This window comes from Rhizobium sp. BK529 (assembly GCF_014194105.1).
GTDB lineage: Bacteria > Pseudomonadota > Alphaproteobacteria > Rhizobiales > Rhizobiaceae > Rhizobium.
In genome coordinates this window covers 319,522-340,192 of sequence record NZ_JACIAU010000002.1, presented here as the reverse complement: position 1 = coordinate 340,192, position 20,671 = coordinate 319,522, and the positions used below count along the sequence as shown (strand labels likewise).

The window sequence follows — 20,671 nt, the reverse complement described above, 5'->3', positions numbered from 1 at the left end:
ATGCCGTCTACAAGGCAATGAACTGAAATGCGAAAGAGACAGAAGGTAGGCCATGAACGTCAAAACACCGAACGCGATTGATACCTATGTCGGCATGCGCATGCGCAAGCGCAGGCAGCTTCTCGGCATGAGTCAGGAGCGACTTGCCGAACAGATCGGCGTCACCTTTCAGCAGGTGCAGAAATACGAAAAGGGTATCAACCGCATCGGCGCGAGCCGTCTGCAGAAGATCGCCGAAGTGTTGCGCATCTCGCCAGCCTTCTTTTTCGAACAGGATGATTCGGAAGTGCCGAGCTTCGCCGGCCTCGATCTTTCCGCTCCGGTTGATCCTGTCGCAGAATTTCTGCGATCGAAGGAGGGCCTCGTCCTCAACAGAGCCTTCGCGAAGATCGAGGACCGGCGCATCCGTGAGACGATCATCTCCCTCGTGAAGGCGATGGCACAGACCGACAGCAACGACATCCCGCTTGACGCTCTAAGGGTGAACGAGCCGGAATCCCGCAGAGATTAAAAACGTAAGATACCAGTCCTTTGGCCTTTGCCCTGTAGTCGCGGTCGAAGCCGACGATACAAGCGCCCTAAGGGCCGAGAGAGATTCAGCCTGCTTATTTCAACGGATTAGGCGCGGCGAAATGGCAGGCCGATAACTGGTTTGGGACGACTTCACGAAGCGCCGGCCGCTCAATCTTGCAAATGTCCTTCGCAATCGGACAGCGGGTGTGGAAGCTGCACCCAGGCGGGACGCGAGACGGGCTCGGAACGTCGCCCTGCAACACGATGCGGCTTGCCTTGCGATCCGGATCGGGCTCGGGTGCTGCCGATAGCAGCGCCTGCGTATAGGGATGCTGCGGCATGGAGTAGACGGATTTTTTCGGTCCGATCTCGACGATCCTGCCGAGGTACATCACTGCCACGCGGTCTGCGATATGGCGGACGACTGCAAGATCATGGGCGATGAAGAGATAGGAAAATTTCCGCTCAGACTGCAGATCCTGCAGCAGGTTTACGATCTGCGCCTGCACGGAAACATCGAGCGCTGAGACCGGCTCGTCAGCGACGATGAATTGTGGGTTGACCGATATCGCGCGGGCAATGCCGATGCGCTGCCGCTGACCGCCCGAGAACTGGCGCGGGTAACGATCCATGAAACTTGGAGAGAGGCCGACCTGTGTCAGCAGTTCCGCCACGCGATCGCGACGCTGCCTTGCCGATTTCGCCATTGCGAAGACTTCGAGCGGTTCGGAGATGATCTGTGCGATCGAACGACGCGGGCTCAGCGAGCCGTAGGGGTCCTGAAAGACCATCTGCATCTTGGCGCGCATAATGCGCATTTCGGCAGCGCTGAGAGAGGTGATATCGCGTCCCTCGAATAGTACCTCACCATCGGTCGGCTGGATCAGCCGCAACAGAAGACGGCCGAGTGTGGACTTGCCACAGCCGGATTCACCGACAAGCGCCAGCGTCTCGCCCGGTTTGACGGAAAAAGACGCGCCATCCACCGCGCGCACGCCGCCGGACGACTGGCCTCCGAACGACAGTCCGCCCGCGTCGGAAAAAGTCTTGCCGAGGTTTCTGACGGTCAACAAGTCGTCGACGCTGCTTGTTTCTGTCATGCTGTTGCTCCGGCGGTGACCCAGCAGGCCGCCTTGTGTCTTGGACCAAAGGAAAACATCGGCGGCATCTCGCTGCGGCACCTGTCGATGTGCAGCGGACAACGTGCGTAAAACGGACAGCCCTGCTTCACCGAACCTGCCGTCGGTACCGAGCCGGGGATCTGGTAGAGCCGCTTCTGATCGTCGTCCAGACGCGGAATGGATTTGAGCAGACCCTGCGTATACGGATGGCTCGGATTGGCGAAAATAGAGCGGACATCGGCATCCTCGACGACGCGGCCGGCATACATGACGATCACCCGGTCGCAGACCTCGGCGATCACACCGAGATCGTGCGAGATCAGCAGAACGGCCGTGTTCAGCGTCTTTCGCACCCTCGCCATCAGGTCGAGGACCTGCGCCTGGATGGTGACGTCGAGCGCCGTCGTCGGTTCGTCGGCGATCAAAAGTTTCGGGTTGCAGGCGACTGCCATGGCGATCATCACGCGCTGGCGCATACCGCCGGAGAACTGATGCGGATAGGCGTCGAGACGACCCTCGGGATTCGGGATGCCCACGAGTTTCAGGAGTTCGATGATGCGCGCGCGCCGCTGCTCGCGGCTCATCTTCTCATGCAGTTTGATCGCTTCGCCGATTTGGTCACCGATGGTCATGACCGGGTTCAGAGAACTCATCGGTTCCTGGAAGATCATCGCGATATCGCGGCCGCGGATCTCGGGCAGCTTCGTCTTGGGCAGATCAAGCAGGTTGACGCCTTCGAGTTCGATACGCCCCTGCGCGATGCGGCCGGGTGGATTGGGGATAAGACCCATGATCGCCAGCGAGGTGATCGACTTGCCCGAACCGGACTCGCCGACAATACCGACAGAACCACCCGCTTCGATCTCGAACGAGACGCCGTTCACGACGCGGATTGGAGAATCTTTCGGGCCGAATTCGACTGCGAGATCTTCGACCTTGAGCAATGGTGTCAGTGATATGGACGTCATTGGCTCGTCTCCGGATCCAGCATATCGCGTGCAGCATCACCGATCAGGTTGAAGGACAGGACCACACAAGTGATGGCGAAACCGGCGGCAATGATGGGCCAGGGCGATCCGAAGAGATTGTTGAGGCCGTCGCGGATGATATTGCCCCAGCTCGGGTTGGGGGCGCGGGTGCCGATGCCGAGGAAGCTGAGCGAGGCCTCAAGGCGGATGGCGGAGGCCACCCACAGCGTCATCAACACAACGATGGGGGCTGCAATATTCGGGATGATGTGCCGGAAGATGATGACGGGCGTACGGACACCGACCGCAATCGCCGCCTCCACGTAAGGCTCCTGCTTGACGGAAAGGGTCGAAGCACGGGCCACGCGAGCAAAGCCAGGAATGAAGGCGACGGTGATCACGGCGATAATATTCCAGAAGCCGCCGCCGAGCACGGCTGCGATGATGATCGCCAGCAGCAGTTCCGGAAAGGCAAGCAACAGATCGATGAGACGGCTGATGATGCGGTCGACCAATCCGCCGAAATAGCCAGCGGTCACGCCGAGCGCTGTGCCGAACAGCGCTGCAAGCGCAGGCGAAATCAGGCCAAAGAGCAGCGAATTGCGCGAACCATGGATCATACGCGAGAGCACATCGCGCCCGAATTGATCGGTGCCGAGCCAATGGGCAGTCGATGGCGGCTTGTTGATCGACAGGATGCTCTGCGCCAACGGATCATAGGGAGAAAGCACCGGCGCGAAGATCGCGACCAGAAGGAAGACGAGCGCGATCGCCACCGCGAAGAGGGTCGAGGGCCGCCGCAGCAGCGTTCTGGACAGAAGCGACAGCAGGCCGGGCGCAGGCGCCAGCAGGGGTTGCTCGGAAGCCTGCAAGGGAGACCCCGGCGTTTGAGTGATGATGCTCATTATTTCACCCGGATGCGAGGATCGATGACGATGTAGAGAAGATCCATCACCAGATTGATGAGAAGGACGAGGAGCGCGAAAACAACGACGCCACCCTGGATGATGCCGTAGTCACGCTCGTTGATCGCCTGAATGAGCAAGCGTCCGAGACCGGGCCTGTTGAACACCAGCTCGACGGCGACCGAACCCGACAGCGTGGCAAGCAGGCTGAGCCCCATGCCGGTCGAGAGCGGCAGCAGCGCATTGCGCAACCCGTGACGATAGATGACACGCGGTTCACGGGCACCCTTGGCGCGAGCAGTGCGGACATAGTCCTTGCCGAGCGTTTCCAGAAGTGCCGTCCGCGACAGCCGGCCGATGAAGGCGGCCTTGACGAGGGCGAGTGTGAGGGCCGGCAGCACGATATGATACATGCGGTCCATGAAGCCATCGCCGCCGCCATTGATCGGGAACCAGCCGAGGTTCAGCGCGAAGCCGATCAAAAGCAGTGCTCCGAGGTAGAAGTCTGGGATGGCATAGCCGACAAGGGCGAAGACACGCATACCGGAATCCGGCAGCCGGTCGCGATGGGTTGCCGCAAGCACGCCGAAGGGCACGCCGGCGCCGACGCCGATGATCATCGCCACAACGGTGAGCTCGATCGTATAGGGCAGATTGGCGGCGATCAGCTTCAGCACTGGCTCGCCGTTCATGTAGGACTGTCCGAAATCGAGGCTGAGCACGCCGATAAGGAAGTTGATATATTGCTGCCACAGCGGCACATCGAGCCCCATCTGGTGGCGAAAGGTTGCAAGCTGCTCAGGGAGAGCCATATCTCCCAGGGCTGCAATCGCCGGATCGCCCGGCAGGATCCGCATCGCGATGAACACGAGCGTGAGCACCAGCCAGATTGTCGGAATGGCATCCGCCAGCCGGAGGAGAAAATATCTAGCCATGTTCATTCACTCGCATTCATCGCGACCTGTGATCAGGCCTTCTTGGTGGCGCGATGGAAGCGCCAGCGCGCATAGCCGCTCTGCACCTTATAGCCGAGGTCGAGACGTGCATTGCGGGCGACCGTGAAGGAGAGCGTCGACATGCCGATCAGCGGCAGGTCGCGCAAGACCTGAAGTTCGATCTGCTGGCAGTAGTCGACATAGGCCTTGTAGTCGGTCGCCTGCAGCGCCTTGGAGAGCAGGTCGTCAATGCCTGGCATAACCACGCCGTAGTGGCTGTAGTTGATACCGCCAGTTCCGTCCGGCTTGACCTCCGCCTTCGTCGAAAGCTGCTGGACGTAGAGCTGCGTCGGGATCGGCGGATAGCTGGACGAATGCAGGGCCAGCGTATTTTTGTCGTGCTGGTTGTCTGCATGATAGGCGGTGTGATCACCGATATGCAGGTTCATGCGCATCCCGACAGCGCGCAGCTGCTCCTGCACGATCAGCATGATCGAGGCATAATCCTCGCGCTGGCTGACATTGCTTTCGAAGTCGAAACCGTTGGGGAAGCCGGCTTCGGCCAAAAGCGCCTTCGCCTTGTCAGGATCGTAATTGTACTGGAGCTCCGGCGGCAGGTCTTCGGTCTTGAAACCACCCGGGAAATTCTCGGGCTGCAGGTCGGCCGTAAAGCCGCCCATCGGTTTCATCGCATTGGCAACAGCATGCCGATCGACGGCGTACATGATCGCCTGACGCACCTTGATATTGTCGAAGGGCTTGCGCTTCAGATTGACATGCAGCGTGTTGAATGAGCCAGGCGACGTCATATCGAACTGAAGCGTGGAATCGCGCTGCAGCATGGAATCGACCCAGCCCGGCGCGCGGACGGCCTCGATCATGTCGACATCACCTGACAGAAGCGCAAGCGTGCGCGCCGTCGTATCGGCAATGTAGACGGATTCGACCTTGGCAACCCTGGCCTTTTCGCCCCAATAGCCTTCGTGGCGCTTCAGCGCCGTGCCCCATTGATTGTCGAAACGGGTGAGCTCGTAAGGACCGGTGCCAACAGCGTCCGTCTTGAACTTATCCGCACCCATCTGATCGACAGCCTTCTTCGAGACGATCGAGGTGTTGTTGAGGAAGATCGACGTGCCCAGCAGGTTCACGTCCGAATTCTTCAGCGTGATGACGACTTCATAGGGGCCGTTGGCGACGACATCGGCGATATTCGACAGGATCGGCTTATTGGTGCCGTCGGCCATCGCGCGCTTGAAGGAGAAGACGACGTCTTCCGACGTCATTTCGCCAAAACCCTTATGAAACTGCACCCCCTGGCGGAGCTTGAATGTCCAGGTCCTGGCATCGGCCGAAGCTGACCATTCGGTGGCAAGCGTCGGGCGGTACTGATCCGGCGTCGTGGCGAAAGTGCCGTCGTCGGGGCGCACCAGCTGTTCGTACATCTGCTCGGTCGCCCAGTTGTCGCCGCCCTGCGTCGTGTAATTCGGATCGCTGGTGCGCGGTCCGTTGGCGGCAATGCCGATGCGGATCGTATCGGGATCGCTTGCCGCACGGGCGAGAGCAGGTCCAACCATGCTCATTGCAGCCGTGGCAGCGCTCAATTCCAGAAACTGACGTCTTCTCAAGTTCATGTCATTCCCTCCCTTTGTCAGAATATTCAGCTTCGCCGCTTGTCGAGCTCGGCGTCGTTGACGAGCAGGCCGATACCAGGGCCGGACGGCACTTTGAACTTGCCGTCTTCGGGGATCGGTGGGTTCGTGAAGCCGACATGCATGCGCGTCGACGGATCGGAGAATTCGGCGGGCTTGGTGTTGTGCATGAGCGTTGCCAGCACGTGCAGATTTGCTGCATGGGCAATGGTCGGCTGCGTCTGGTGCGGAACGAGCTCGACGCCGTGGGCAAAGCAGATCGCGGCACACTGCATGAGGCCGGTGATGCCACCCATCTTGACGATGTCGGGCTGTACCATGCGGACGCCGGCATTGATCATGTCGACAACGGCCTGAGTCGTATAAGACTGTTCGGCAGCCGAAACCGTGATGTCGAGGCGCTGGGCCACCTCCCCCATGGCGCGAACATTGTAGTGCTGGACCGGCTCTTCGAACCAGATATAGCCGAGTTCTTCGAGCGCCCGGCCGACCCGGATGGCGCCGCCGACGGAATATTGGTTGTTGGCATCGAAGGCGAGCGGGAAGTCGTCGCCCACCAGCTTGCGCACGGCCTTGGCCTTGGCGATGTCACCGGGGATATCATAGTCCTGGCGCGTGCGGTCGCCGTCCCAACGGATCTTAATTGCCGCCGGCTTTTCGGCCTTCCAGCGCTGCTCGACTACACGAACTGTTTCATCGACGGTGCGGCCCGCATTGTTGCCGACCGATGAATAGAAGGGCAGGTCGGTGCGCCAGGCACCGCCGAGCAGCTTGTAAACCGGCAGGCCGAAATACTTGCCCTTGATGTCCCAGAGGGCGATATCGAGCGCGGCCAGCGCACCTGTAACAGCGCCTTCCGGACCGAGCTTCACATATTTATGCAGGAGGCGGTCGTAGAGGACTGCCTGATCAAGTGCATCGGCGCCAACGAGCGAGGCTGCGAAGTCTCGGACAACGCCGAGCGAATGTTCGCCGCCCATCATCGGCGAGGCTTCGCCGTGCCCGACGATGCCGTCTTCCGTCGTCACGCGCACGAAAGCCGTGCGACGGCTCGGCGGCTCATTGGGCTCCCATTTCACCTGAAAAGCTTCGACGGACTTGATGATCGTACCCACTGACATTTCCTCGGAGAACGGGCCTTTTGCAGCGCCGCTGTTGTCGTCAACAGGAGCATCTTTCAATTTGCATCCGTATGCAACAGGTCGATTGAATTGAAATTGGAACAGGTTTTATGTCAGAATCTGCAAAGATGCCGACGCGCGGAACTGATATATAAGCAGATAATAGAATTGCTTATTTCACCGGCAATATGAATGCTAAGGCGCACATATTGTCCTCTCTGTGAGAAATTGAAAGCAGTGAGATAAAAAATCATGGAAGCAATTGAATCTGCTGCATCCGAATGCAAGAAGAGTGAGATAGAAGTGGCAAACGGGGAAAGAACCATGCGCAAACAGGGATCGCCATCCTTGCAGGGGGAGCCGCCCGGTGAAGCGTTAAGCCGCAAACCGATTACAGCGCGTGAATTGGCACGCATGCTCGGCGTCAGCCAGTCAGCCGTCTCACGCGCCTTCACCCCGGGGGCAAGCATCGCGGCGGATCTGCGCAAACGGATCCTGAAATATGCGGCCGAGGTAGACTATCAGCCGAACGCAATCGCCAGCATGCTGTCAAAGAGCCGTACGAACATCATCGGGATCGTCGTCTCCGATATGCAGAATCCCTTCTATCCGGGCCTGATCGAGAAACTCTCTCGATCGCTGCAGCGCATCGGCCTGCAGAGCCTTCTCTTCAACATCACCAAGGGCTCCAACCTCGAGGAGCAGCTTTCAGCGCTGCGGCGATACAATGTGGATGCCGTCATCGTCATTTCAGCGACGATCCTCTCCGGTTCTACACTGAGCTGGGCGACGGAAGGTCGACCGGCCATCCTGATCAACCGCGTCATTGAAGACACGAACCTCAGTTGCGTCGCCTGCAACAATGTCGAGGGTGCTCGCGCGCTCGCCGATCATTTCTACCAGCAGGGAGCCCGCAGGGTCGCCTATGTCGCCGGCCTCAGCCATACGACCACCAACCGCGAGCGCCAGAACGGTTTCGTCACACGGATTGCCGAGCTCGGCATGACGCTGAGCGCCCAGATAGAGGGACGGGAATACAGCTATTATGCCGGCCGTAAGGCCGCCCTCGAAATCGCTGCCAGGAAGAGCACCGACGCGATCTTCTTTGCCAACGACATTCTGGCGATCGGCGGCATCGATGCGCTAAGGGAAGAAGCTGGCTGCCGCGTTCCCGACGATATCTTCGTTGCCGGTTTCGATGATATCCCGATGGCCGGCTGGCCTCATTACAGCCTCACCACCTTTCGTCAGCCGGTCGACGAGATCGTCCGGGTCGTCGTCGAAATGATCGAGGGTGATACGTCGGCGCTGTTGCGGGCAGCGACAGTCATCCGCCTGTCGGGAGACCTCATCGAAAGGCGCTCGACCGGCGTCGAGCCCAAGGCGCGATGAGACAGCTTGCGTACACGTTCACATATGCAATGCGTTCCCCAGAGCTTTGAGTGCCGCTTCCATCACTGCCTCGCTGCGGGTTGGATGAGCATGGATCGTGCCGGCAATATCTTCCAGCCGGGCACCCATTTCGATGGCGAGCGCAAAGGCAGCCGAAAGCTCGGAGACTCCGGCGCCCACCGCCTGCAGGCCGAGAACCAGATTAGTGTCGGTGCGCGCCACCACCCGCACGAACCCCTCCTCCGAGAGCATGGTCATCGCCCTTCCGTTGGCGCTGAAGGGGAACTGACCGGTCCTGATGTCATAGCCCTGCGCACGTGCTTCCGCCGGTGAGAGGCCCGCACTGACGATCTCCGGATCGGTAAAGCAGATCGCCGGAACGCAGCGCTTGTCCCAGGCGCGTTTCCTGCCCGCAACGATTTCAGCGACCATCTCCCCTTGCGCCATGGCTCTATGCGCCAGCATCGGCTCGCCGGTGACATCGCCGATCGCGTAAATGCCGCGCATGGACGTGCGGCAACGATCGTCGATCCTTAGATAGGGGCCGGCGCGATCGAGGTCGAGTTCTTCGAGACCTGAGCCCGCTGTTCTCGGACGACGGCCGACCGTCACGAGAATAAGGTCCGCGGCAAGCGTCTGTTGCTGCCCGTCAGAGGTTTCGACGACAAGTCCTTCGCCGGTATCGGATAGGCCGATTGCCTTTGCACCGGTCAGCACGCGAATGCCGCGCTCGGCCATCTTGCGCAAGACGGGCCGCACGAGTTCGGCGTCGTATTGCGGCAGCACCTGCTGCGTCGCCTCTACGACCATTACCTGCGACCCCATCTTTGCGAAGGCTGTCCCGAGCTCAAGTCCGATATAACCGCCGCCAACCACGACCAGATTTTTCGGCACCTCGCCCAATGACAGCGCCTCGGTCGAGGAGATGACGCGGCCGCCGAAAGGTAGGTTCGGAAGCTCCACGGGATCGGAACCTGTCGCAATCACCACGGTCTCGGCGCGAATGATCTGTTGGCCAGTCTCCGTTTCCACCTCGACCGTCTTGCCGTCCCGGAAGTGGGCGCGACCGTGCACGATCTTGACCCGTGCCCTCTGTAACAGGCCGGAGACACCGCTGGTCAGCCGGCCGACAATGCCATCCTTCCAGGCGATTGTCCGGGCGAGGTCGATGGAGGCGCCCTCAACACGGATACCCATCGGGTTCTTGCCCGCCAGCATCCTTTGCGTGGCATCGAATTCCTCTGCCGCATGGATAAGTGCCTTGGAAGGAATGCAGCCGACCGTCAGGCACGTGCCACCGGGTTTGCCGGCCTCGACGATGACGGTATCGATACCGAGCTGGCCGGCACGGATGGCGCAGACATAACCACCGGGACCGGCGCCGATGACGAGGAGCTTGCAGACAATCTCTTTCATAGCTCAGCCTTCGATGAAAATGAGCGCCGGCGTTTCGAGCAACGTGCGAATACGCCGTACGAAGGTCGCCGCATCCCAGCCGTCGATAATGCGGTGATCGAAGCTGGAGGAGAGGTTCATCATCTTGCGTGGCACGAATTGCGTCCCGTCCCACACTGGACGCGTCGCGATCTTGTTGACGCCGACGATCGCAACTTCCGGATGATTGATGACAGGCGTGGAGACGATGCCGCCAAGCGCGCCGAGCGAGCTGATGGTAATGGTCGAGCCTGACAATTCATCACGTGTCGCCGTGCCGGAGCGTGCCGCCTCTGCCAGCCGATTCATTTCGACAGCGCAATCGAAGATGCCGCGGGCTTCGGCATGGCGCACCACGGGCACGATCAGGCCCGCAGGCGTCTGCGTGGCGATACCGATATGCACGGCGCTATGGCGCGTGATGATGCCGGCGTCGTCGTCAAAGGTGGCGTTGACATCGGGCTGCTCGGAGATCGCCTTGACCAGAGCTCGCATGAGGAAGGGCAGTATCGTCAGTTTGGGATGCTCGGCCTTGCGGTCGGCATTCATGGTGACGCGCAGTTCCTCGAGCGCCGTCATATCCACCTCCTCCACATAGGTGATATGAGGAATACGCGAGGTGGAGAGTACCATCTTCTCAGCGATGCGGCGGCGAAGGCCGGTCAGCTTGATCTCCTCGGTCGCTGTCTTCTTCGCCAGACCAGCCCGCGCCAGGATGGGCGTCGCCCCCTGGCTCAGGAATTGCTCGACATCCTCGCGCAGAATGCGGCCAGCCGGCCCGGTGCCTTGCACCTGCCGCAGATCCACACCGCGCTCGCGCGCGAAGAGTCGTACGGATGGCGCAGCAAGCGGCTTTTCTGCAAGTGCGGTCGTGGCTGGGGGTGCGGATACCGGCGCCTTCGGAGCGGTTTTGGGCGCCTCGACTTTCACCGGCTCAGCAAGCGCAGCAGGCTCGGTTGCGCCGACCTCCCCCAATGTCTCGATGCGCACAAGCGGCGCCCTGACTGCGATGCGGTCACCGATCTCGCCGGCAAGCCAGGTCACGGTGCCATTGACGGGAGACGGGATTTCCACCGTGGCCTTGTCGGTCATGACGGCGGCGATCACCATGTCCTCGCGCACCGGATCGCCTGTCTTCACATGCCATTCCACGAGCTCGGCCTCGGCAACACCTTCGCCGACATCAGGCATCTTGATGGTGAATTCGCCCATGGCTCAGGCCTCCATGACTTCGGCGAGCGCCCGTCCGACGCGGCCGGGTCCGGGAAAATAATCCCACTCCTGCGCATGCGGATAGGGTGTGTCCCAGCCGGCGACGCGCACGACGGGAGCTTCGAGCTGATAGAAGCAATGTTCCTGCACCAGCGACACGACTTCGGCGCCGAAACCCGAGGTCAGAGTGGCTTCGTGGACGACGACGCAGCGTCCAGTTTTGGTGACAGATTTGACGATCGTATCGAGATCAAGCGGCAGGAGGCTTCTGAGATCGATCACCTCGGCATCGATACCGGCATCCTCGGCGGCGGCAAGCGCCACATGCACCATCGTGCCATAGGCGACGACAGTCACGGCCGAGCCCGCACGCCGCACTTCGGCCTTGCCGATCGGGATCGTATAGTACCCCTCCGGCACTTCGCCGAGATCGTGTTTCGACCACGGTGTCACCGGTCGTTCGTGGTGACCGTCGAAGGGTCCGTTATAGAGCCGCTTCGGCTCCAGGAACATGACGGGATCGGGATCCTCGATCGCAGCGATCAGCAGGCCCTTGGCGTCATAGGGGTTGGAGGGTACGACCACTTTCAGACCGCAGACATGGGTGAAAAGCGCCTCCGGACTCTGGCTGTGTGTCTGGCCGCCGAAGATGCCGCCGCCAGTCGGCATGCGTACGACGATCGGGCAAGTGAAATCGCCATTCGAGCGATAACGGATACGCGCCGCCTCCTGCGTCAGCTGATCGTAAGCCGGATACATGTAATCGGCAAACTGGATTTCGACGCAGGGCTTCAGTCCATAGGCCGCCATGCCGATCGCCGTGCCGACAATGCCGGATTCGCTTATCGGCGTGTCGAAACAACGGGTCTTGCCGTATTTTGCCTGCAGGCCCTGCGTACAGCGGAAAACGCCGCCGAAATAGCCGACATCCTCGCCGAAAACCACGACGTTGTCGTCGCGCGCCATCGAGACGTCCATGGCGCTACGCACCGCCTCGATCATCGTCATCCGGGTCATATCAGTACCCCGCCTTCTGCCGCTGACGACGAATGTGCGGCGGCATTTCGGCATAGACGCCTTCGAAAAGGTCGCGCACTGAAGGCTTGCCGCCATCATGCAGCGTGCCATGCGCCTCGGCCTGGCGCTGGGCCTCGATCACCTCGTCCATGATCTCGGCCTCGGCCTGGGTATGGCGCTCCTCCGACCATACGCCCCTGACGATCAGGTGCTTCTTCAGCCGCAGAACAGGATCGCCGAGCGGCCAGGCTTCGGATTCCGTTTTCGGGCGATAGGCGCTCGGATCATCCGAGGTCGAGTGGGCGCCAACGCGATAGGTGACATATTCGATCAGAGTCGGACCGAGATTGCGTCGCGCCCGCTCCGCAGCCCAGCGGGCGACAGCATGAACGGCGAGATAGTCGTTTCCATCGACGCGCAAGGCCGGAATGCCGAAACCGAGACCCCGGGCGGCAAACGTGCCGGAGCCACCGCGGGCAATGCCCTGGAAGGTGGAGATCGCCCATTGATTGTTGACGATGTTGAGGATGACCGGCGCCTTGTAGGTAGAGGCGAAGACTAACGCCGAATGGAAATCCGATTCCGCCGTCGAGCCGTCACCGATCCAGCCGGCTGCAATGCGGCTGTCGTTCTTGATCGCCGAGGCCATGGCCCAGCCGACTGCTTGCACATATTGCGTGGCGAGATTGCCCGAGATCGTGAAGAAGCCGTGTTCCTTGGAGGAATACATGATGGGCAATTGCCGCCCGTGCAGCGGATCGCTCTCGTTCGAGTAGATCTGGTTCATCATCTCGACCATCGGATAGTCGTCAGCGATGAGCAGGCCGGCCTGCCGATAGGTCGGGAAGTTCATGTCTCCTTTCCGCAATGCCTTACGAAAGCCGCAGCTGACGGCCTCCTCGCCGAGATGCTGCATGTAGAAAGAGGTCTTGCCCTGCCGCTGCGCCATCAGCATGCGGGCATCGAAGGCGCGCAGCTTCATCATGTTGCGAAGCCCTATCAGCAGTTCCTCATCGCTCAGCGATCCCGCCCAAGGGCCAACGGCCTCGCCGTCGCGATTGAGCACACGGATGATCGAATAGGCGAGGTCGCGGATATCTTCGGAAGCGACATCCACCTCCGGCCGTGGCACCGCCCCTGCCTTTGCAATCTTGACGTTGGAAAAATCGGGTTGGCCGCCCGGACGGACAGCAGGTTCTGGGACATGCAGGCTCAAACGAGCAGATTCCACCATGTGGTCTTTTTCCTCCCTTTATCGGCCCAGCCCCTCTCCTCCAGAAGCAGGGCCTCGTTCTTATAAGTTGCGGGCAATCACCATGCGCTGCACGTCACTTGTTCCCTCATAGATCTGGCAGATGCGCACGTCGCGGTAGATGCGCTCCACAGGATAATCCGCCATATAACCGTAACCTCCATGGATCTGGATCGCGTCGGAGCAGACACGTTCGGCCATTTCAGAGGCAAAGAGCTTGGCCATCGAAGCTTCCGATAGACATGGCAATCCTGCCTCCCGGAGCGAGGCAGCATGGAAGACGAGTTGTCGGGCAGCCTCAATGCGCGTTGCCATATCGGAAAGCCGAAAGGCGACGGCCTGATGTTCAACAATCGGCTTGCCGAAGGAACTGCGTTCCCGGGCATAGCCAAGCGCCGCCTCGAAAGCAGCCCGCGCCATGCCGACAGCCTGCGCCGCAATGCCGATACGCCCGCCCTCCAGATTGGCAAGCGCGATCCGGTAGCCCTCACCTTCCTCACCGAGCCTAAGTTCTATCGGAATATGCATGCCGTTGAAGGCGATCTGGCAGGTATCGGACGAGTGTAGCCCGAGCTTTTCCTCGACACGGATCACCTCGTAACCGGGCGTATCGGTCGGCACGATGAAGGCGGTAATGCCTTTCTTTCCGGCATTCGGATCGGTAACGGCAAAGACAATGATGATCTGTCCGTTCTTACCGGAGGTGATGAACTGCTTGGCGCCATCGAGTACATAATGATCGCCGTCGCGGCGCGCCCGTGTCTTGAGGTTCGAAGCATCGGAGCCGGCCTGTGGCTCCGTCAGTGCAAAACCACCGATCCAGTCCCCGCTGGCGAGCTTCGGCAGGAAGCGCTTGCGCTGCTCTTCAGTACCGAATTTCAAGATCGGCACGCAGCCGACCGAACTGTGCACGCTCATGATGGTGGAGCAGGGCCCGTCGCCGGCTGCGATCTCCTCCAGCGCTGCAGCATAGGCGATGATGCCAGTATCCGATCCGCCATAGGCCTCAGGCACCAGCATGCCGAGAAGCCCGAGCTCGCCCATATCCTTCAATTCTTCTCGCGGGAAGAGCGATTCCCGGTCACGTTTTGCCGCTCCCGGCGCCAGGCGTTCCCGAGCGAAATCACGGGCCAGATCCCGGATTTGCTGCTGAAGTTCGGAAAGGATCATTCGGCCCTCCTCCTCCCTTAGTGCCGCTCGATCGCAACGGCAGTCGCCTCGCCGCCGCCGATGCAGAGCGCCGCCATGCCGTGCTTCAGGTCGTAACGCTCCAGCGCCGCCAATAGCGTCACCAGAATACGGGCGCCCGAGGCGCCAATTGGATGGCCGAGCGCACAGGCGCCTCCATGCACATTTACCTTCTCATGCGGCAGATGCAGGTCGCGCATCGCCGCCATGGCGACGACTGCGAACGCCTCGTTGATCTCAAAGAGATCAACGTCAGACAACGGCAGGCCTGTGCGGTCCGACAGCTTCTGCAAAGCGCCGATCGGAGCGGTGGCGAAAAGATTGGGTTCCTGCGAATGTGTGGCATGGCCGAGAATGGTGGCAAGCGGCTTTAGCCCGCGATGGTCCGCCTCCGAACGGCGCACCAGCACGAGCGCGGCGGCTCCATCGGAGATGGAGCTGGAATTGGCAGCCGTCACTGTACCTCCCTCTCGGAAGGCTGGCTTCAGCGTCGGGATCTTGTCAAGCTTTGCCTTGCCCGGCTGCTCATCACGGCTTACCACCAGTTCCACCTTGCCAGACCTCACCAGGACAGGCACGATTTCACGGTTGAAGCTGCCTTCCGCGATCGCCTTCTGCGCCCGCGTCAGCGACGTCACGGCATAGGCGTCCTGCGCCTCGCGCGTGAACTGATAGGCTTCGGCGCAATCCTCGGCGAAACTGCCCATCAAGCGCCCCTTGTCATAAGCGTCCTCCAGCCCGTCGAGGAACATGTGATCCACGACCCGCCCATGGCCGAGCCTGTAACCCGCACGGGCACGATCAAGGAGATAGGGCGCATTCGTCATGCTTTCCATGCCGCCGGCAACAGCTATCGAGCCGCTGCCAGCTGCGATCAGGTCATGCGCCATCATGACCGCCTTCATCCCGGAGCCGCACATCTTGTTGACGGTGCTGGCCCCTGTCGCAAAAGGCAGCCCGGCATGGATCGCCGCCTGGCGCGCCGGTGCCTGCCCCTGGCCGGCCGGCAATACACAGCCGAAAATGACTTCCTCGATTGCGCCGGCCGCAATGCCGCTGCGCTCAAGCGCGGCGCGGATCGCTGCCGCGCCAAGTTCTGGCGCTGCCACATCTTTGAGTTCTCCCTGAAAGCTGCCGATTGGCGTGCGGGCGACGCCGACGATGACGATTGGATCTTGCAGAGCCATGTTCTCTCCTTCGGGGCGACCGTTCAGCGCACGCCCATGCGCAACGCACCGTCGAGTCTGATGACCTCGCCGTTCAGCATGCTGTTTTCCAGGATATGGCGCACCAGAGCAGCAAACTCCGTGGGATGACCAAGACGCGGCGGGAAAGGCACGCTCTTGCCAAGTGCTTCCCGCACCTCCGTCGGCATGCCGGCCATCATCGGCGTTTCGAAAATGCCCGGCGCAATCGACACGGTACGAATGCCGTGACGCGCAAGCTCGCGGGCGATCGGCAGCGTCATTGCCGCGACACCGCCTTTGGAAGCGGCATAGGCCGCCTGACCGATCTGCCCATCGAAAGCAGCGGCCGAAGCCGTATTGATGATCACGCCGCGCTCGCCTTCCGCATCCGGTCCGGCATTCTGGATGGCGGCGGCGGCAAGCCGGATCATATTGAAAGTGCCAATGAGATTGATGCTGATTGTTCGCGCAAAGCTCTCCAGCCGATGCGGGCCGTCACGACCAACCACCTTTTCGGCCGGCGCCACCCCGGCGCAATTGACGAGCCCTCGAAGCGGGCCGAAGGCCTCCACGGCAGCAGCGATTAGCGCCGCGCCGTCTTCTGCGTTGGTCACGTCAGCCCTGACGAAGCGCGCATACCGCCCCAGATCGCGGGCCGCCGATTCACCTGCATCCACGTTGAGATCGGCGATCGTCACCCGTCCGCCAGCTTCGACAAGCATGCGAGCCGTTGCTGCTCCGAGCCCGGAGCCGCCCCCGGTTACGATGAAACTTGCGCCGCTGATCTGCACGGATCGTTCCTCCCTACCCGGCAGTCACCTCCTCCAAGAGCTGCCTGAAATGAGATTCTATTCCTTCCGCCTATTGCAAGCGATGACAGAACTGCTCCATTATTTCGGCCAGTTTTGCCATTCCCCATTTTACCAGGATAGAGCGGCGATGACCGAAATCGAACGCCGCATGATTGCACCGGGCTTCGTCGAGGAAGCTCTCGACAGCCTGCGTCGGCTCGGCAAACCGGTGGCGCCTGTTCTGGCCGAGCTCGGCCTGCCGCTGGCGATTGATCAACCGATCTCGGCCGAAACCTATGGTGCTCTATGGTTGGCAATTGCCGCCGAGCTCGACGATGAATTCTTCGGCATGGGTGCCCGGCCGATGCGCCGTGGCAGCTTCACTCTGCTCTGCCATTGCGTGCTGCACGCTCCGACGCTCGGCCATGCTTTGCGACGGGCCTTGCGCTTCCTCGATGTCGTTCTGGACGATCCGCGCGGCACGCTCGTCATCCGGGACGGGCTCGCCCAGATTGAGCTTCGGGACGCCGGCGAGCCGCGCTCGGCCTTTGCCTATCGCACCTACTGGATCATCCTCCATGGCATTATCTGCTGGCTGGTCGGCCGTCGCATTCCGATCCGCCTCGTCGATTTCCGTTGCGCTGAACCAAGCCAGGGCGCTGATTACCGGCTTTTCTTTGGCGCACCGGTGCGCTTCGCGCAGCCGATCAGCCGGCTTGGCTTCGACAGCTCTCTTCTCGATCTGCCGATTTCGCGCAGCGAGCAGGCCCTGAAGCAATTCCTGCGGGGGGCTCCTGCCAATATTCTCGTGCGTTACCGCTACGATGCCGGCATCGCCGCTGCTGTTCGCCGTCGTCTCTCTCAGACGCCGCCAGCCGCCTGGTCGAGCTTCCAGATACTCGCTGCCGACATGCGCATGCCGCCCTCGACGCTGCGGCACCGTCTGCATGACGAGGGCCAGAGCTATGCCGGCATCAAAGACGATATCCGCCGCGATCTCGCCGTTGATATGCTGATGAACACATCGAAGACCATCGGCGAGATAGCCGTGCAACTCGGCTATTCCGAACCCAGCGCCTTCTTCCGCGCCTTCCGGAAATGGATGGACAGGAGTCCCGAGGCTTTTCGGCGCGAAGAGACAAAATCGGCCCAATGGGAATAGGCTTCGATCAAGGGAGCTTTGAACCGGCCGCAACCCGCGCTACATGTTTTAGCGGGAGGAGTGCCATGTTTGATTTTTCGCTCGGCGAAACCGCGGATGCGATCCGCGAAGCGACGGCACGATTTGCCGCCGACAACATTGCTCCGCTGGCAGCGGAGATCGACGAAAGCAACACGTTTCCACGCCAGCTTTGGCCACAGATGGGGGCGCTCGGCCTACATGGCATTACCGTCGAGGAAGAATTCGGCGGTGCAGGCCTCGGCTATCTCGAACATGTCGTCGCCATGGAAGAGATCTCTCGGGCATCGGCTTCCGTTGGCTTAAGCTATGGCGCCCACTCCAATCTCTGCGTCAACCAAATCCGCCGATGGGCTACGCCAGAGCAGAAGCAGCGCTATCTTCCGAAGCTGATTTCCGGCGAGCATGTCGGTTCGCTTGCGATGTCGGAAGCAGGCTCCGGCTCGGATGTCGTTTCCATGCGACTCAAGGCCGAGCGCAAGGGTGATCGCTATGTTCTCAATGGCACGAAATTCTGGATCACCAATGCGCCGCATGCCGATGTGCTCGTCGTCTATGCCAAGACTGATCCGACGGCCGGGCCGAAGGGTATTTCGGCCTTCATCATCGAAAAGGGCATGTCCGGCTTCAGCGTTTCGAAGAAGCTCTCTAAGCTCGGCATGCGCGGCAGCGATACGGCCGAGCTGGTTTTCCAAGATTGCGAGGTGCCGGCGGAAGCGCTGATGGGCCGGGAAGGCCAGGGTGTGAAGATCCTGATGTCGGGCCTTGACTACGAACGCGCCGTGCTGGCTGCCGGTCCGCTCGGCATCATGCAGGCCTCTCTCGACGTGGTGCTGCCCTATGTGCGGGAGCGCAAACAGTTCGGCAAGGCGATCGGCGACTTCCAGCTGATGCAGGGCAAGATCGCCGACATGTATGTCGCGCTGAATTCGTCGCGCGCCTATGTCTATTCCGTGGCGCGGGCCTGCGATGCCGGCCGCACGACCCGCTCGGATGCGGCAGCTGCCATCCTCTTTGCCAGCGAGAATGCCGTGAAGGTGTCGCTGGAAGCGATCCAGGCGCTCGGCGGCGCGGGATATACCAGGGAATGGCCGGTCGAGCGGTTCCTACGCGACGCCAAGCTCTACGATATCGGCGCCGGCACCAATGAGATCCGCCGCTATCTGATTGGCCGGGAGCTCATCGCATCATGACGGTGATTTCCTCTGCCATCGATCGCGACAGCGAAACCTTCAGGGCCAATGCAAGCAAGAACGGAAGCCTGATCGCAGAACTCTATGCGCGATCGGCGAAAACCCGCGAGGGTGGTTCGCAGGCCGCGCGTGAGCGCCATACCGGCAAGGGCAAGCTCCTGCCGCGCGACCGCATCCAGCTGCTGCTCGACGCCGGTAGCCCGTTTCTGGAAATCGGCACGCTGGCGGCAAACGGTATGTATGGCGATGAGGCCCCGGGGGCGGGTATCATCACTGGCATCGGCCGCGTTTGCGGTCGCGAGGTAATGATCGTTGCCAATGACGCCACGGTCAAAGGGGGCGCCTATTTTCCCCTTACGGTGAAGAAGCACCTGCGGGCGCAAGAGATTGCCATGCAGAACCGGCTACCCTGCATCTATCTCGTCGATAGCGGCGGCGCTAATCTTCCGCATCAGGCTGAGGTCTTTCCCGATCGCGATCATTTCGGGGCGATCTTCTACAATCAGGCGCAGATGTCGGCCGAAGGCATTCCGCAGATCGCCTGCGTCATGGGAAGCTGCACGGCGGGCGGTGCCTATGTACCCGCCATGTCCGACGAGACGATCATCGTGCGCAATCAAGGCACGATCTTCCTTGCCGGCCCGCCACTGGTGAAGGCTGCGACCGGCGAAATCATTTCGGCCGAAGAACTCGGCGGCGCCGAGACCCATGGCCGCCGCTCTGGTGTGGTCGATCACGTGGCGGAAAATGACGAACATGCGCTGCTTCTCGTGCGCGATATCGTGGCGAGCCTCAACAGCGTGAAATCGGTCTATATCGACATTCAGGCGCCTCGCCCGCCGAAACTCGACCCCGAAGATCTTGGTGGCATCATCCCTGAGGACGTCCGTTCGCCCTATGACGTGCGCGAGGTCATCGGCCGCATCGTCGATGGCTCCGAGCTGCATGAGTTCAAGCCGCTCTATGGCGCGACCCTGGTCTGCGGTTTTGCGCGTATATGGGGCATGCCGGTCGCCATTATCGCCAATAATGGCGTGCTGTTTTCCGAGAGCGCGCTGAAGGGCGCACATTTCATCGAGCTTGCCTGCCAGCGGCGTGTGCCACTGCTGTTTCTGCAGAACATATCGGGCTTCATGGTCGGCGGCCGTTACGAAGCAGGCGGCATCGCCAAGGATGGCGCTAAACTTGTCACCGCCGTCGCCACCGCCACCGTGCCGAAGATCACCGTCATCATCGGCGGCAGTTTCGGCGCTGGCAATTACGGCATGTGCGGACGTGCCTACCGCCCGCGTTTCCTCTTCACCTGGCCGAACAGCCGCATCAGCGTCATGGGCGGCGAGCAGGCGGCTTCCGTGCTTGCCACCATTCGCCGCGATGCGATGGAGGCGCGCGGCGAAAGCTGGTCGGTCGAAGATGAAGATGCCTTCAAGACGCCGATCCGCGCCGGCTACGAGGCCGAAGGCAATCCCTACTACGCCACCGCGCGTCTCTGGGACGACGGCATCATCGATCCGCGCCAGACGCGCGACGTGCTGGGCCTTGCCTTCTCCGCCTGCCTGAATGCGCCAATTCCCAAAGGGCCGCGCTTCGGCGTCTTCCGGATGTGAGGTGGC

18 protein-coding genes are annotated in these 20,671 nt (G+C 61.0%); 5 read left to right on the top strand and 13 right to left on the bottom strand.

All coding sequences use genetic code 11. The annotated features are described in order from the left end of the window. Positions 1-52: 52 nt before the first annotated feature. The gene (locus FHX08_RS18680) at positions 53-511 is read left to right on the top strand and encodes a helix-turn-helix domain-containing protein (protein ID WP_132654928.1); all 459 of its coding nucleotides are present in this window, start codon (positions 53-55) and stop codon (positions 509-511) included. A gap of 94 nt (positions 512-605) precedes the next feature. On the opposite strand, the gene FHX08_RS18675 is transcribed toward FHX08_RS18680, so the two are convergent. From FHX08_RS18675 to FHX08_RS18650, 6 genes are read right to left on the bottom strand one after another with little or no spacing between them, the layout of a single operon-like run. After that, on the bottom strand, positions 606-1,613 hold the full coding sequence (locus tag FHX08_RS18675; RefSeq protein WP_132654926.1) for an ABC transporter ATP-binding protein: 1,008 nt from the start codon (positions 1,611-1,613) through the stop codon (positions 606-608). Then, positions 1,610-2,602: an ABC transporter ATP-binding protein gene (locus FHX08_RS18670; protein ID WP_132654924.1), complete on the bottom strand. Its 993-nt coding sequence runs from the start codon at positions 2,600-2,602 to the stop codon at positions 1,610-1,612. Before FHX08_RS18670 ends, FHX08_RS18675 begins: the two co-directional genes overlap by 4 nt. After that, positions 2,599-3,507, bottom strand: coding sequence for an ABC transporter permease (locus tag FHX08_RS18665; RefSeq protein ID WP_132654922.1), 909 nt, complete (start codon positions 3,505-3,507; stop codon positions 2,599-2,601). The genes FHX08_RS18670 and FHX08_RS18665 overlap by 4 nt, the downstream gene beginning before the upstream one ends. Further along, the gene (locus FHX08_RS18660) at positions 3,507-4,442 is read right to left on the bottom strand and encodes an ABC transporter permease (protein ID WP_132654920.1); all 936 of its coding nucleotides are present in this window, start codon (positions 4,440-4,442) and stop codon (positions 3,507-3,509) included. Before FHX08_RS18660 ends, FHX08_RS18665 begins: the two co-directional genes overlap by 1 nt. Positions 4,443-4,474: 32 nt before the next feature. Continuing rightward, the gene (locus FHX08_RS18655) at positions 4,475-6,073 is read right to left on the bottom strand and encodes an ABC transporter substrate-binding protein (protein WP_132654918.1); all 1,599 of its coding nucleotides are present in this window, start codon (positions 6,071-6,073) and stop codon (positions 4,475-4,477) included. 26 nt (positions 6,074-6,099) lie between these two features. After that, positions 6,100-7,206 (bottom strand): mandelate racemase/muconate lactonizing enzyme family protein, encoded by a 1,107-nt coding sequence (locus tag FHX08_RS18650; RefSeq protein ID WP_165911922.1) that lies wholly within the window; start codon positions 7,204-7,206, stop codon positions 6,100-6,102. Positions 7,207-7,536: 330 nt separating this feature from the next. Between FHX08_RS18650 and FHX08_RS18645 the strand changes: the two genes are divergently transcribed. Beyond that, positions 7,537-8,604 (top strand): LacI family DNA-binding transcriptional regulator, encoded by a 1,068-nt coding sequence (locus FHX08_RS18645; RefSeq protein ID WP_165911921.1) that lies wholly within the window; start codon positions 7,537-7,539, stop codon positions 8,602-8,604. 18 nt (positions 8,605-8,622) lie between these two features. Here FHX08_RS18645 and lpdA read toward each other — a convergent pair whose 3' ends face one another. The 7 genes from lpdA to FHX08_RS18610 are packed head-to-tail and all read right to left on the bottom strand — an operon-like array spanning position 8,623 to position 16,685. Further along, positions 8,623-10,020 (bottom strand): dihydrolipoyl dehydrogenase, encoded by a 1,398-nt coding sequence (gene lpdA / locus FHX08_RS18640; protein WP_132654912.1) that lies wholly within the window; start codon positions 10,018-10,020, stop codon positions 8,623-8,625. Between the two features lie 3 nt (positions 10,021-10,023). Beyond that, positions 10,024-11,250 (bottom strand): dihydrolipoamide acetyltransferase family protein, encoded by a 1,227-nt coding sequence (locus FHX08_RS18635; protein ID WP_132654910.1) that lies wholly within the window; start codon positions 11,248-11,250, stop codon positions 10,024-10,026. 3 nt (positions 11,251-11,253) lie between these two features. Further along, positions 11,254-12,267: an alpha-ketoacid dehydrogenase subunit beta gene (locus FHX08_RS18630; protein WP_132654908.1), complete on the bottom strand. Its 1,014-nt coding sequence runs from the start codon at positions 12,265-12,267 to the stop codon at positions 11,254-11,256. A 1-nt stretch (position 12,268) separates the two neighbouring features. Continuing rightward, positions 12,269-13,501, bottom strand: coding sequence for a 3-methyl-2-oxobutanoate dehydrogenase (2-methylpropanoyl-transferring) subunit alpha (locus FHX08_RS18625; RefSeq protein ID WP_184327545.1), 1,233 nt, complete (start codon positions 13,499-13,501; stop codon positions 12,269-12,271). Positions 13,502-13,561: 60 nt separating this feature from the next. Next, on the bottom strand, positions 13,562-14,689 hold the full coding sequence (locus FHX08_RS18620) for an acyl-CoA dehydrogenase family protein (RefSeq protein ID WP_132654904.1): 1,128 nt from the start codon (positions 14,687-14,689) through the stop codon (positions 13,562-13,564). 17 nt (positions 14,690-14,706) lie between these two features. Continuing rightward, positions 14,707-15,894, bottom strand: a complete 1,188-nt coding sequence (locus FHX08_RS18615) for an acetyl-CoA C-acyltransferase (protein WP_132654902.1) — start codon at positions 15,892-15,894, stop codon at positions 14,707-14,709. Positions 15,895-15,917: 23 nt separating this feature from the next. After that, a complete protein-coding gene (locus FHX08_RS18610; RefSeq protein ID WP_132654900.1) occupies positions 15,918-16,685 on the bottom strand; it encodes a 3-hydroxyacyl-CoA dehydrogenase in 768 nt (255 codons plus the stop codon). An 82-nt stretch (positions 16,686-16,767) separates the two neighbouring features. Between FHX08_RS18610 and FHX08_RS18605 the strand changes: the two genes are divergently transcribed. The 3 genes from FHX08_RS18605 (at position 16,768) to FHX08_RS18595 (ending at position 20,665) form a co-directional block, all read left to right on the top strand. Next, a complete protein-coding gene (locus FHX08_RS18605; protein ID WP_132655437.1) occupies positions 16,768-17,847 on the top strand; it encodes an AraC family transcriptional regulator in 1,080 nt (359 codons plus the stop codon). 65 nt (positions 17,848-17,912) lie between these two features. Continuing rightward, positions 17,913-19,058 (top strand): isovaleryl-CoA dehydrogenase, encoded by a 1,146-nt coding sequence (locus FHX08_RS18600; protein WP_132654898.1) that lies wholly within the window; start codon positions 17,913-17,915, stop codon positions 19,056-19,058. Continuing rightward, positions 19,055-20,665 carry a carboxyl transferase domain-containing protein gene (locus FHX08_RS18595; protein WP_132654896.1) on the top strand — a complete coding sequence of 537 codons (1,611 nt, stop codon included), beginning with the start codon at positions 19,055-19,057 and terminating at the stop codon, positions 20,663-20,665. Before FHX08_RS18600 ends, FHX08_RS18595 begins: the two co-directional genes overlap by 4 nt. Positions 20,666-20,671: the final 6 nt, after the last annotated feature.